This window comes from Streptomyces sp. PsTaAH-124 (assembly GCF_000373685.1).
In the GTDB taxonomy this organism is placed as follows: domain Bacteria; phylum Actinomycetota; class Actinomycetes; order Streptomycetales; family Streptomycetaceae; genus Streptomyces; species Streptomyces andamanensis.
This window is the reverse complement of the sequence record NZ_KB892191.1, coordinates 212,586-225,783: the sequence shown is the minus strand read 5'-3', so window position 1 is coordinate 225,783 and position 13,198 is coordinate 212,586. Positions and strand designations below refer to the sequence as shown.

The following is a 13,198-nucleotide window of genomic DNA, read 5'->3' as shown; positions in this document are numbered from 1 at the left end:
GACGGACGACAGACGACGACCGGGCGAACAGGCAAGGTGGCGTGGTGGTGGATGTGACACCTGACGGACAGACCGGCTCCTCGGGCGGGGAGCGACTGCGGGAGACCGTCGCGAGCATGCCCCGGCAGGTCCGCGAGGAACTGACCCGCAGACTGCGGCGGAACAGGCGCGCGCTGCGCAAGGAGGACGTCCAGGTCGTCGAACCGCCGCTGCTCAGGCGCGCGGTGGGCGCCTCCGCCCTCGGCAACTGCATGGAGTGGTTCGACTTCGGCGTCTACAGCTATCTCGCCGCCACCATCGGCAAGGTCTTCTTCCCCGGCGCCTCACCGGGCGCCCAGGTGATCTCCTCGTTCGCGACCTTCGCCGCCGCCTTCGTGGTGCGTCCGCTCGGCGGCCTCTTCTTCGGCCCGCTCGGCGACCGCCTGGGACGGCAGAAGGTGCTCGCCACCACCATGATCATGATGGCGGCCGGCACATTCGCCATCGGACTGATCCCCAGTTACGGCACGATCGGCATCGCCGCCCCGGTGCTGCTGCTGCTCGCCCGGATGGTCCAGGGCTTCTCCACCGGCGGCGAGTACGGCGGCGCCACCACCTTCGTGGCCGAGTACTCGCCCGACCGGCGCCGCGGCTTCCTCTCCAGCTGGCTCGACTTCGGCACCTTCGTCGGGTACGCGCTGGGCTCCGCCCTGGTCACTGTGCTGAACTTCCTGCTCACCGATCCCCAGATGCTCTCCTGGGGCTGGCGGATCCCGTTCCTGATCGCCGGTCCGCTCGGCGGCATCGGACTGTACATGCGGCTCAAGCTGGAGGAGTCGCCCGCCTTCCAGCAGCAGCTCGACGAGCACGAGAAGAGCCTCGCCCAGCAGTCCGCGGGCAGCGAGTTCCGGACCATCGTCAAGAAGCACTGGGCGGCGCTGCTCATCTGCATGGGCATCGTGCTGCTCTACAACGTCACCAACTACATGGTGACCGGCTATCTGCCCACCTATCAGACGGAGACCCTGCACCGCTCCAGCAGCTCCGCCGACCTGCTGGTGCTGCTGGGCATGGTGTGGATCGTGCTGCTCATCACCTTCATCGGCCGCCTCAGCGACCATGTCGGCAGGCGGCCGGTCTACGGGGTGGCCGCCGCCGCGATGATCGTCCTCGCCATCCCCTCCTTCCTGCTGCTCAAGATGCACGGCACCTGGCCGCCGATCGCGGGCGTGCTGATCCTGTCCACGCTGCTGGCCTGCTTCGCCGCGCCCAGCGCCGCCACCCTGCCCGCGCTGTTCCCCACCGCCGTCCGCTACGCCGCCATGGGCATCGGCTTCAACTTCGCCGTCGCCGCGTTCGGCGGCACCACCCCGCTGGTCACCGCGGCGCTGGTCAGCGCCACCGGCGACGACCTGATGCCCGCCTACTACCTGATGCTCGCCGGTGTCATCGGTCTGGTGACCGTCAAGTTCCTCCCGGAGAGCGCGCAGGTGCCGCTGAGCGGTTCCCAGCCGATGGTCGGGTCCGAGGAGGAGCAGCGCGAACTGGTCTCCACCTCGGCCGAGCTGTACCGGGCCACACGGAAGCCGGGGGGCTAGGGTCTTTCGCCAGGTCGCGTCGGGCCGCAGCCGCGTCGGGCCGGGTCAGGCCGCTGCGGGCCGGATCACCCGGCGGCCTTCCCGGTCAGCAGGTCACCCGCGATGCCGGACTTCTCCGGGCGGTAGTAGTCCCGGATCGCCTCCGCCCAGGCGTCCACGGCGACCCGGTCGCCCTGCGCCGGGCCGAGCGCGTCGAACAGGGCCTCGATGTTCGGCTGCCGGAAGCCGATGGCCGTCATCAGGGCGATGAAGTCGGGGCGGGCGACGAAGCCCTCACCGGTCAGGTCGCCCACCGCGGACAGTGCCCGCGCGAACTCGTCGACCGTCTCGGCGAACCGCTCCGGGTTCAGCACACAGGCGGTGAACTCCTCCGGGCTGATCCGGCCGTCGCCGTTGGCGTCCAGCTCCGTGACCAGCGTCGTCCAGTACCGACGCAGGGAACCGAGCAGCGCGCCCTTGGCGGCGTCACCGGCACCGGGAACCGCCGCGACCACCCGGGTGCCCATCAGCTCGAAGTCGTCCGGTTCCAGGAAGCCGTTCCCGTCGGCGTCGAACAGCGAGAAGACGAGCTGGATCCGGTCGTTCGCCTCAGGAGTACGCATGAAGCCCTCACTTCTTCGATGTGCTCAGCAGACCGCGCGCGGCTCCGGGCCGGGCGGCGGCTTCACTATCCGGCGGCGCGGAACGGCCCGCCCGGGAAAGCCGGGCGCTTGCACTCGAACGAGGGGAATCGCTCCCACGGCGCATGAACCGGACCCGGCCAGGAAAGCGCCTCCGGGCACCCGGGCGGACGTACGTATGCGTGCAGACGTAGGGAAAGGTAAGCAGACGTACGGGAAAGGTAAAGGGAGGATCAGGGGCGAGTACGTGGCCGAGAAAGAAATGCGGCACGGGGCAAAGGAATTTCCGGTGCGGATGAGAAATTCCTAGAAGCGGCCTGCCCCGAAGGTCCGCGCACCCGTCGTGCCGAACACTGCCGCGTATGGCTACGACAGTTATCGACCAGCCCGGCGCCCCGCGCGCCGACCGCCCGGCCTCCCCGGACAGGACGGCCGGCCGACCCCGGTACGAGCGCCCGGCGCTGCTGCTCATCGCCGTGGCGGCCGCCGTGCTCTACGCCTGGGGAATCGGCCACAGCCAATATCACACGTTCTACGCGAACGCCGCCCGCAGTATGTCGGAGAGCTGGAAGGCGTTCTTCTACGGGTCCTTCGACCCGGCGAATTCCATCACGCTCGACAAGGTGCCGGGATTCCTGTGGCCGCAGGCGCTCTGCGCCCGGATCCTCGGTTTCCACCCCTGGACACTGGCGCTTCCGCAGGCGGTCGAAGGGGTGGCGAGCGTCCTGGTGCTGCACCGCCTGGTGCGGGGCTGGGCCGGTGCGGGCGCGGCGCTGACCGCCTGCGCGGCGTTCCTGCTGACCCCCGCCGCCGTCGGCGTCTTCCGCACGGCGGTCGAGGACGCGGCCTTCACCCTGTGCCTGCTGCTGGCCGCCGAGGCCACCCGGCGCGCGGCGCTCGGCGGCCGGGTGCGTCCGCTGCTGTGGGCCGGTGTGTGGGTCGGGCTCGCCTTCCAGGCCAAGATGCTGGAGGCCTGGGCGGTCCTGCCCGCGCTCGCCGTGACCTATGTGCTCTCGGCACCGGTCGCGCTGCGCAGGCGCCTCGCCCACCTCGCCCTGTCCGGGCTCGTCATGACCGCCGTGTCGGCGTCGTGGATGCTGGCCGTCGCCCTCACCCCGGCCGCCGACCGCCCCTATGTGGACGGCACGACGGACAACTCCGCGTTCGGCATGGTGGTCGGCTACAACTTCCTGAACCGCTTCTCCTCGCTCGGGGTCAGCGCCGCCGCGACCGGCAGCGTCAGCGCCACCCAGGGCGGGGGCGGCCACGGCGGGGACGGCCGCGGCGAGCGGCACACGGCGCCGGGCGCGGACCGAGGCGCGGACGCGCGCACGGGCGGGGAGCGGACCGCCGCGCCCGCCACCGCAGTCGGCGGCCCCGCCGCCGGACCGGGCGGCGCCGCCGGTGCCTGGGGCAGCGACCGCAAGGGCTGGCTGAAGATGTTCGACCCGGCCATCGCCGTCCAGACCGGCTGGCTCTACCCGTTCGCCGCCCTCGCCCTGGTCTGCGGGGTGCTGTGGCGCCGGGGCCGGCCCCGCACCGACCCGCTCCGCGCCGGGTTCGTCCTGTGGGGCACCTGGCTCGCCACCTTCTTCCTGGTCTTCAGCGCGGGCAGCATCGGCGGCCACACCTACTACATGGGAGTGATCGCGGCACCGCTGGCGGCCCTCACCGGCGGCGGGGCCGCCCTGCTGCGGCGGGCCCACCGCGGCGGCGGCCGACGCGCTCTGGTGCTGCCCGGCGCGGTGGCGGCGACGGCCGCCTGGAGCGCGTACCTCGCCTCGGGATACTCCTCCTTCCTCGCCTGGCCGGCGCCCGCCGTCGCCGTCCTCGGCCTCGCGGCGGCGATGCTGCTGCTCGCCGCCCGGCCCGGACGGGGCCGCTTCGCCGGGCGGATCGCGGTCGCCGGCGGTGTCGCGTCCGTCGCGGCGGTGCTGACCGCGCCGGGCGTCTGGACGGCACAGGTCTTCGACCCCGCCGCCGCGAGTTCCGCCATGGGGGCGGTCGGCCCGGCCGGCGGCTCGGGGCAGCACGGTCCGCGACCCGCCGCGGCTCCCGCCCAGGGAGCACCGGCGAGCGGCGCGGGAGCGGACACCGCCCCCTCCGTCCGGGCGGCGCGGTCCGGACAGCGCACCGGAAGGGCGGCCGGGGGCGGCGGACCGCTGAACATCCTCAGCGGCGAGGACCAGTTGAGCGCCGACCAGCGCAAGCTGCTCACCTACACGCGCGCCCACCAGGGACGGGCCGCGTACGTCTTCGCGACCACCGGCTGGAACGGCGCCTCGCCGTACATCCTCGGCGCCGGGGCCAGGGTGCTGCCGCTGGGCGGCTTCAGCGGCCGGGTGCCGTTCCCCACCGAGGCGGGGTTCCGGAACCTGGTGGACACCGGCCGGCTGCGGTACGTGCTGGTGGGCGGCGGACGCGGGCTCGCCCCGCTGTTCGGCGGAGACGGGGCGCCGAGCACCGCGGAGCGGATCACGGCCCGCGTCAGGTCGGACTGCTCCGTGGTCCCCGCCTCCGCCTACGGCGCCGGGCGCCCCGCCCGGACCGCCACCGCCACCGCCGGGGGAGCGGCGGCCGCACCCGGCGGCACGGCGGCGGCCCCGCAGACGCTCTACCGCTGCGACCCCGGCCGCCTGACGGCCACCGCGCCCCGGCCACCGGCGCCGTCGCGCCCCGGTCACTGACAGCCGCCGTGTCCCCGGGGCGCCCCGGCGTGCTCCCGGGTGTGCCCCGGCGCGATCCGGCACGCCCCGGGAGGCCCCGCGCTTCGACCGCCCCCTGTTCCCAATATTTTCTTACGGAGATTTGATAGGGCACCTATATAAGCGCGTGATACGAAGAAGTAATGGACCAGTCACAGCCCGCCCGCTCCCCGCGGGACACCGCACGGGAACTCGCCGATCTGGCCTCGGCGGTCGTGCGGGCCCTGGCGGACCGGCGGGAGCTGAGCTTCACCGCCGCCGCCACCCTGGCGCGCCTCGAACGCGAGGGCCCGGCCCGGCTGACCGCGCTGGCCGTGGCCGAGGGCGTCAGCCAGCCGTCCATGACCCAGCTGGTGCAGCGGCTGGAGGCCCAGGGCCTCGTGCTGCGCGTCGGCGACCCCGACGACGGACGGGCCACCCTGGTCGGCGTCACGGCGGCGGGCCGGGACGTGCTCGCCGCCCGCCGCGAGGCACGCGACACCCGGCTGGCCGAACTGCTGACCACTCTGCCCGAGGAGGACCGACAGGCGTTGGGAACAGCGATACGCACCGCCCTGCCGCTGGTGCGGCGGATGCTCGGCGACGACGCCGTGCCGCCGCGCCCGCTGCCCGGACCCCACACCACCGGGAGCCTGCGATGACCACCGAGGACACCGGCCGCACGGACGGTCCGGGGCACGACGACGGCACGGGCAGGACAACCGGCCCGGCCGCCGCGCGCCCGGACGCCGCCCCGGCGCGCAAGGCCCGCGGCCCACGGATCGACGTCGACCACCCCCGCTACAAGTGGGTGGCGCTGACCAACACCACGGTGGGCATGCTGCTCGCCACCATCAACAGCTCCATCGTGCTCATCTCGCTGCCGGGCATCTTCACCGGCATCCGCCTCGACCCGCTCGAACCCGCCAACGTCAGCTATCTGCTGTGGATGCTGATGGGCTACATGCTGGTGACCGCCGTGCTGGTGGTCGCCCTGGGCCGGCTCGGCGACATGATGGGCCGCGTCCGCATCTACAACGCGGGCTTCCTCGTCTTCACGCTCACCTCGGTGGTGCTCTCCCTCGACCCCTTCCACGGCGGCAGCGGCGCGCTGTGGCTGATCGGCTGGCGCATCGTGCAGGCCGTCGGCGGATCCATGCTGATGGCCAACTCCGCCGCCATCCTCACCGACGCCTTCCCGGCCCGGCAGCGCGGCATGGCGCTCGGCGTCAACATGGTGGCGGGCATCGCCGGTTCGTTCCTCGGACTGGTCCTCGGCGGACTGCTCGTCACCTGGAACTGGCGCTCGGTGTTCTGGGTCAACGTGCCCATCGGACTGATCGGCACCGTCTGGGCGTACCGGTCGCTGCGCGAGACCGGGGTGCGCCGCCCCGGCCGGATGGACTGGTGGGGCAACATCACCTTCGCCGTCGGACTGACCGCGCTGCTCGCGGGCATCACCTACGGCATCCAGCCCTACGGCGGCCACACCATGGGCTGGACCAACCCCTGGGTGCTGGCCGGACTCCTCGGCGGCCTGGCGATGCTCGCCGCGTTCTGCGTGATCGAGACCAGGGTCGCCGAACCGATGTTCCCGCTGGCGCTGTTCCGCAACGCGGCCTTCGCCGGGGGCAACGCGGCCACCCTGCTCGGCGCCGTCGCCCGCGGCGGACTCCAGTTCATGCTGATCATCTGGCTCCAGGGCATCTGGCTGCCGCTGCACGGCTACGACTACGTCGACACCCCGCTGTGGGCGGGCATCTACATGCTCCCGCTGACCATCGGGTTCCTGCTCGCCGGTCCCGTCTCCGGGGCGCTGTCGGACCGGTTCGGGGCCCGGCTCTTCGCCGCGTCCGGGTTCGTGGTGATGGCCGTGTCGTTCGCCGGACTGCTCGTCCTGCCCAGCGACTTCGACTACTGGACGTTCGCCGTGCTGATCCTCCTCAACGGGCTCGGCGGCGGACTGTTCGCCGCGCCGAACACGTCGATCATCATGTCGAGCGTGCCGGCCGACGCCCGCGGCGCGGCCTCCGGGATGCGGGCCACCTTCCAGAACGCCGGCATGGTGCTGTCCATGGGCGTGTTCTTCTCGCTGATGGTGGCCGGTCTCTCCGGGACCCTGCCGCACACCCTGACCTCCGGGCTCACCGCGCAGGGCGTGCCGGACGCGGCCGCGCACACCGTGGCCGGGCTGCCACCGGTCGGGGTGCTGTTCGCCGCGTTCCTCGGCTACAACCCGATCGAACACCTGCTCGGCCCGTCCATCCTGGACCATCTGTCGCCGTCGGCCGTCGGGCACCTCACCGGACGCGAGTTCTTCCCGCACCTGATCTCGCAGCCCTTCCACGACGGGCTCGTGGTGGTCTTCTCGCTGGCCATCGCGATGTCCCTGGCCGCCGCCGCGGCCTCGCTGATCCGCTCGCGCCCGGTACGGACCGCCCTCGCCGCACCGAAGACGGCACCCGCCGCGCCCCGTCCCGCCGCCCCGGCCGCCGCGGCGCCCGCGGCCGTCGCCCCCGGCCCCGCCGCGGCGGACCCGGCACGCGCCCCGGCCCGGGACAGGGCACCGGACGGCGGCCACGCACCGCGTACACCGCACCCCCCGGAGACCTGAGCCCGGGGCCCGGCCCGGCCCCGCCCCGGGCCCGGCCGGTGACCGGCGCGGGACGCCGGTCACCGGGACGGGCGGGGACCGGGACCGACGGGGATACAGTTCCCGCACCGTGACACGGAGGTGGGCCCCTTGGAGACCGTCGACCTCGCCGCACTCGGCGAGTCGTTCACCCGCGACCCCTATCCGGTCTACGCCCGGTTGCGCGAACGCGGACCGGTGCACCGGATACGGATGCCCGAAGGGGGCGCCGAGGCCTGGCTCGTCGTCGGGTACGAAGCCGGGCGGGCCGCGCTCGCCGACCCCCGGCTCTCCAAGAACTGGGCCAACGCGTCCCCGGCGCTGCCCCTCAGATCGGCCTCCTCCGGCCCCCACATGCTCGGCATGGACCCGCCGGACCACACCCGGCTGCGGCGCCTGGTCGCCCGCGAGTTCACCCCGCGCCGGGTGGCCGGACTCGCCCCGCGGATCCAGCGGACGACCGACGGACTGCTCGACGCGATGCTGGCCGCGCCCGGCGGCCGCGTCGACCTCGTCGAGGCACTGTCCTTCCCGCTGCCCATCACCGTGATCTGCGACCTGCTCGGCGTCCCGGACCTGGACCGCGAGGCGTTCCGCGCCTGGTCGAACGACGCGATCGGCGCCACCGCGCTCGACCGGCGCAGGGCGGCCACCGAGGCGATGGCCCGGTACATCGAGGAACTGGTGGACGGCAAGCGGCGGCGCCCCGGCGACGACCTCATGAGCGCCCTGATCCACGGCGAGGACGACAGCGGCGACGTCCTTGCCCACGAGGAACTGGTCGGCATGGCCTGGCTGCTGCTCGTCGCCGGCCACGAGACGACCGTGAACCTCCTCTCCAACGGCGTCCTCGCCCTGCTCACCCATCCCGGGCAACTGACCGCGCTGCGCGCCGATCCCACCCGGCTCGACGCCGCGATCGAGGAGATGCTGCGCTACGACGGCCCGGTGGAGACCCCCACCTACCGCTTCACCACCGGCCCGGTGACCATCGGCGGCACCGAGATCCCCGGCGGCGGGGAACTGGTCCTCGTGGCACTCGCCGACGCCGACCGGGATCCGCGGCGCTTCCCGGAACCGGACCGCTTCGACATCTCCCGGGACGCCCGCGGCCATGTCGCCTTCGGCCACGGCATCCACCACTGCCTGGGCGCGCCACTGGCCCGGCTGGAGGCCCGTATCGCCTTCCGCACCCTGCTGGACCGCTGTCCCGGCCTGGCCCTGGACATCCACCCGGCGGCCGTCACCTGGCGCGAGGGGCTGCTGATCCGCGGCCCGCGCAGCCTGCCGGTGCGGGTCGCCTGACGGCAGCAGGCAGCAGGCAGCAGGCAGCAGGCAGCAGGCAGCAGGCGGCGGGCGCGGGGCCGGTTCCCGCGTCCGCCGCCCGCCGGGCCGCCGGTCAGCACGGCTGCCGCCACACCCCCAGCCCCAGCTTCTTGCGCATCGACGAGAGCCGAAGCCGCCGGGACTGCGCGCAGAACTCCTCGACCGGCTCCTTGTACTCGACGTGGAAGACGGCCTTGCCCGCCGCGACGAACGGGGCGAGCCGCGCGCACTCGCCGTACTGCGCGCACTCCTCGTTGACCGCGAAGTCGAAGTCGCCGACCAGCTGCGGGATCTGCGGCAGATCGTTCTTCAGCCCCACCGACATCCCGCGCGCGTGCGCGAGGGCGGCGATCATCCGGTTGTAGCGGAGCTGGTCGGCAGCGGTGAGCGGGAAGCCGCTGTGGTCGGAGTAGGCGTCCACCAGGTCCGGTTCCACCGCGTCGAAGCCCTTGTCGCGGCACATGTCGAAGCGTCGTTCCATGATCGGCCGCAGCACGGACAGCCGCCGGATGTCCAGCCAGCGTTCACCCTGCCAGCCGTTGGTGGCACCCAGCACCGACCGCGGGAAGGTCTTCTCGTCGGGCCGGAAGTCCTCCCAGGAGCCGACATCGACGTAGCAGATCACCTTGCGCCCGGCCCGGTGCAGCCGGGCGACGTCGGCCGCGGTGTTCTCGAAGCCGTCGATGTCGTAGACCGGCACGTCGACCGAGGGGTCCACCCGCCCGTCGAGCTGCCACTGCCAGGCGAGGCCGGGCCCCGGCCGCCAGCGCGCCGGGTGCGGCCCGCCCGGCACGGTGTGCGCGCCCCCCGGGGCGTGTGAGCCGTGCGCGCCGGGCCGTCGGGCCTCCCCGCCGTTCCCGTCCGCGGCCGTGCACCCGGCCAGGGACGGCACCGCCAGCGCGGCCAGCGCGCCCGCGCACGCCAGCAGCGTCCTCGTCGTCGTTCTCATCGCCTTCTCCGGGTCGGACTCATCGGTCCGACCCGGCCAGCGCCGGGGTCAGACCGCTCCAGGGGTTGGGCGGCTCGCCGGTCACCGGCCCGCACACGGCCGCCCCGCGCTCGCGCGCGGTGCGCACCGCGAGCGGCACCAGCGCCTCGGGCACGCCGTACACCAGGTGGCACAGCGGGCCGGGCGGCAGCCGAGCCGCCCAGGCCGGACGGCTGAACGCCGAGACGTACGCCGACCAGTGGCCCTCGAAGGTGACCGTCAGATCCGCGAGCCGGGCATAGCCGGGCGCCGGATGCACGCCCGGGTTGAGCACCACCGTGCCGGTGCCGAGCCTGCGCACCGACCGCACGAGGCGCCGGCAGGCCGGCAGCCCGGCGGGCGCCGCGGTCACCCGGTCCAGGAAACAGCCGTCGGCCCCGTACCAGTCGCGGTGCCGGCGCACGTCGTCCACGACCGCGGCCGGATCGCGCGTGCCGTAGTCGGTGTCGGCGTAGCCGAGCAGGCGGGCCCCGGCGCGGCGCAGCGCGTCGGCGACCGCGGCGAACGCCGGGTCGGGAGCGGACCCCGGGCCGTCGGCCGGGTTGAGCACGACCGCGTAGGTGCGGGCCGCCGCCGTGATGAGGCGGTGCCAGGCGCCCGGGTCCTCGGCCGGATGCACATAGAGCGGGATCAGCAGCTTCACGGGACGCGCTCACCTTCCGGGCCGGGCCGCGCGGGGACACCGGCGGCCCACAGCGCGGCCACCGACGCGTCGAGCGGGTGGACGGGCCGCCAGCCCAGGGCGCGGGCGGCGGCGGTGATGTCCGAACACTGCCACGACACCCGCGCCGAGCGGGCCGACCCGGCCGCGTCCTCCTCGATCCGGCCGCGGAATCCGGCCGCGTCCGCCAGCTTCCGCACCAGCGTGCGCACCGGTACGGCCTCGCCGCCGCCGATGTTGAGCACCGGCGGCAGCGGACCGGGCGCGGTGAGGGCGAGGGCGACGGCCCGCGCGACATCGCGTACGTCGACGAAGTCGCGGTACGCCGACAGGTCGCCCAGCGGCAGGACCGTGCCGGTGCCCTGCCCGGCGGCGCGCAGCAGCGCGGTCACCCGGCCGGGCAGCCCGGTGGCCGGCGCGCCGGGACCCACCGGGTTGCCCACCCGCAGGACCACCGCGTCGAGTCCGGCGGAGGTCAGCGCGACCGTGCCGGCGAGCTTGGTGGCGCCGTACGGGCCGAGCGGCCGGGTGGCCGCGGACTCGGTGGTGCGCCGGCCCGGTCGGCCGGGGCCGTACTCGGCGGCCGAACCGAGGTGCACCAGGCGGGCCGCCGGTGCCGCCGCGCGTACCGCGGCGGCCAGCACGGCCGGGCCGCGGGCGTTGACCTCGGCCAGGGTGACCGGGTCGCCGCCGGTCGCCCCCGCGCAGTTGACGACGGCGTCCGGCGCCGCCGCCGAGACGGCCTCGGCCACCCGGTCCGGTGTGTGCCGGGAGAGGTCGATGTCCACGCCGGCGGCGGGGGAGCGCCCGGCGCCGAGCACCCGTGCGCGCGGCAGCTCGCGCAGGTGCCCGGACACATGGCGTCCCAGATAGCCGGTGTGGCCCAGGACGAGGATGCGCATGGGAGGCTCAGACCCCCTTGAGCAGGAGCGGTTTGCGGGTGGTGAACTCGGCGTTGGCCCGGTCGTAGTCGTCGGGCCGGCCGATGTCCAGCCAGTACCCGTCGAACTGGTAGGCGTGCGGCGGGTGTCCGTCGGCCAGCAGGTCGAGGACGAGTTCGTCGAAGCCGAGCGGCAGGCCGGGCGTGTAGGCGCCGAGCGTGGACCGGGACAGACCGTAGACGCCCATGGAGACGCTGTAGTCCAGGCTGGGCTTCTCGGTGAAGGCGACCACCTTGCTGGCGTCGGTGGTCAGCACCCCGAAGTCGATGTGCACCTTGCGGGCGTACGTGGCGATGGTCAGCGGCGCCCCCGAGTCGCGGTGGCGGCGCAGCACGTCGGCGTAGTCGAGGTCGGTGAGCACGTCGCCGTTCATGACGAGGAAGCTCTCCGGCAGGCGGTCGCGGATGGTGAGGAGCGGCCCCATGGTGCCCAGGGGACTCTCCTCGGCGGAGTAGTCGACGTCCAGGCCCCACCGGGAGCCGTCGCCGACATAGGCGCGGATGATCTCGCCGAGGTGGCCGATGGCGATGGTGCAGCCGGTGAAGCCGGCCGTGGAGAGCTGGCGCAGTACGATCTCCAGGATGGCGTGCTGGTCGCCGATGGGCACGAGCGGCTTGGGCAGCGCGGTGGTGTACGGCCGCAGCCGGACGCCCTTGCCTCCCGCCAGGATCACTGCATGCATGGAGCCTCTCCTTCCGTGGACGTGCTGGATGTGCCGGGCGGTCAGATGTTGTAGATGCCGGTCTTGTAGCGGGCCAGGTTGGCCGGGTCGCGGAAGAACTCCACGGTGCGCGCGAGTCCTTCCTCCAGGGTGTGCGCGGGCCGCCAGCCGGTCGCCCCGGCCAGCCGGGACGCGTCCGCGACCAGCCGCATCACCTCGGAGCCCGCGGGCCGCAGCCGGGCCGGCTCCGCGCGCACGTCGAGCGCGGTGTCCATCACCTTGCCGATCAGCGCGACGAGGTCGCCGACCGAGATCTCCCCGCCCGTACCGGCGTTGAAGGTGCGCCCGACGACCCGCTCGGCCGGTGCCGTGCCGACCGCGAGGAACGCCCGCGCGGTGTCCGCCGCGTAGGTGAAGTCGCGGGTGGGGCGCAGATCGCCGAGGGTGATGGTGCGCGCTCCGGCCGCCACCTGCCCGATGACGGTGGGGATCACCGCGCGCATCGACTGGCGCGGGCCGTAGGTGTTGAACGGCCGCAGCGTCACCACGGGGGTGCCGAAGCTCGCGTGGTAGCTGTCGGCGAGACGGTCGCCGCCCGCCTTCGACGCCGCGTACGGCGACTGGGTGTTGATGGGATGGTCCTCGGTGATGGGCACCGTGAGCGCGGTGCCGTACGTCTCGCTGGTGGAGGTGTGCACCAGCCTCGGGGTGCCCAGGGCGCGCACGGCCTCCAGCACATTGAGGGTGCCGGTGACATTGGTCTCCACATAACTGTGCGGTGCCCGGTAGGAGTACGGGATCGCGATGAGGGCGGCCAGGTGGTAGGCGCAGTCGGCCCCGTCGAGCAGGGCGCGCACCGAGCCGGGGTCGCGGACGTCGCCGAGGACGACGTCGACCTGGTCGAGGACGTCGGCGGGCAGGGTCTCCAGCCAGCCGTAGGAGGAGAAGGAGTTGTACTGGGCCATGGCCCTGACCCGGTGCCCCGAGGCGACCAGGGCCTCGGTCAGATGCGAGCCGATGAAGCCTTCGGCCCCGGTGACTGCGGCGAGCGGTGCGGATGTCAACGCGGTGTCCTTTCCAGGAGGTCGGGCGGTTCGGTGGCGGGCGC

Annotated in this window: 11 protein-coding genes; 5 read left to right on the top strand and 6 right to left on the bottom strand. The window is 73.7% G+C overall.

Annotated features, from left to right (window positions below):
* Nucleotides 1-44 precede the first annotated feature (44 nt).
* Nucleotides 45-1,577, top strand: a complete 1,533-nt coding sequence (locus B086_RS0128560) for an MFS transporter (RefSeq protein ID WP_018569860.1) — start codon at nucleotides 45-47, stop codon at nucleotides 1,575-1,577.
* A 65-nt stretch (nucleotides 1,578-1,642) separates the two neighbouring features.
* Here the strand turns inward: B086_RS0128560 and B086_RS0128555 are convergent, their stop codons facing one another.
* Nucleotides 1,643-2,179 carry an EF-hand domain-containing protein gene (locus B086_RS0128555; RefSeq protein WP_018569859.1) on the bottom strand — a complete coding sequence of 179 codons (537 nt, stop codon included), beginning with the start codon at nucleotides 2,177-2,179 and terminating at the stop codon, nucleotides 1,643-1,645.
* 380 nt (nucleotides 2,180-2,559) lie between these two features.
* Between B086_RS0128555 and B086_RS0128550 the strand changes: the two genes are divergently transcribed.
* From B086_RS0128550 to B086_RS0128535, 4 genes are all read left to right on the top strand, one after another.
* On the top strand, nucleotides 2,560-4,884 hold the full coding sequence (locus B086_RS0128550; protein ID WP_018569858.1) for an ArnT family glycosyltransferase: 2,325 nt from the start codon (nucleotides 2,560-2,562) through the stop codon (nucleotides 4,882-4,884).
* A 161-nt stretch (nucleotides 4,885-5,045) separates the two neighbouring features.
* A complete protein-coding gene (locus tag B086_RS0128545; RefSeq protein ID WP_018569857.1) occupies nucleotides 5,046-5,543 on the top strand; it encodes a MarR family winged helix-turn-helix transcriptional regulator in 498 nt (165 codons plus the stop codon).
* The gene (locus tag B086_RS41065) at nucleotides 5,540-7,495 is read left to right on the top strand and encodes an MFS transporter (protein WP_018569856.1); all 1,956 of its coding nucleotides are present in this window, start codon (nucleotides 5,540-5,542) and stop codon (nucleotides 7,493-7,495) included. Before B086_RS0128545 ends, B086_RS41065 begins: the two co-directional genes overlap by 4 nt.
* Before the next feature lie 129 nt (nucleotides 7,496-7,624).
* Complete coding sequence (locus B086_RS0128535) at nucleotides 7,625-8,818, top strand: cytochrome P450 family protein (RefSeq protein ID WP_018569855.1); 1,194 nt, start codon at nucleotides 7,625-7,627, stop codon at nucleotides 8,816-8,818.
* 94 nt (nucleotides 8,819-8,912) lie between these two features.
* Here the strand turns inward: B086_RS0128535 and B086_RS0128530 are convergent, their stop codons facing one another.
* From B086_RS0128530 to B086_RS0128510, 5 genes are read right to left on the bottom strand one after another with little or no spacing between them, the layout of a single operon-like run.
* The gene (locus B086_RS0128530) at nucleotides 8,913-9,788 is read right to left on the bottom strand and encodes an endo alpha-1,4 polygalactosaminidase (protein WP_018569854.1); all 876 of its coding nucleotides are present in this window, start codon (nucleotides 9,786-9,788) and stop codon (nucleotides 8,913-8,915) included.
* 19 nt (nucleotides 9,789-9,807) lie between these two features.
* On the bottom strand, nucleotides 9,808-10,470 hold the full coding sequence (locus B086_RS0128525) for a spherulation-specific family 4 protein (RefSeq protein WP_018569853.1): 663 nt from the start codon (nucleotides 10,468-10,470) through the stop codon (nucleotides 9,808-9,810).
* Complete coding sequence (locus tag B086_RS0128520) at nucleotides 10,467-11,390, bottom strand: NAD-dependent epimerase/dehydratase family protein (RefSeq protein ID WP_018569852.1); 924 nt, start codon at nucleotides 11,388-11,390, stop codon at nucleotides 10,467-10,469. The genes B086_RS0128525 and B086_RS0128520 overlap by 4 nt, the downstream gene beginning before the upstream one ends.
* A 7-nt stretch (nucleotides 11,391-11,397) precedes the next feature.
* Nucleotides 11,398-12,111 carry a nucleotidyltransferase family protein gene (locus B086_RS0128515; protein ID WP_026252860.1) on the bottom strand — a complete coding sequence of 238 codons (714 nt, stop codon included), beginning with the start codon at nucleotides 12,109-12,111 and terminating at the stop codon, nucleotides 11,398-11,400.
* Between the two features lie 41 nt (nucleotides 12,112-12,152).
* The gene (locus B086_RS0128510; protein WP_018569850.1) at nucleotides 12,153-13,154 is read right to left on the bottom strand and encodes an SDR family NAD(P)-dependent oxidoreductase; all 1,002 of its coding nucleotides are present in this window, start codon (nucleotides 13,152-13,154) and stop codon (nucleotides 12,153-12,155) included.
* Nucleotides 13,155-13,198 lie beyond the last annotated feature (44 nt).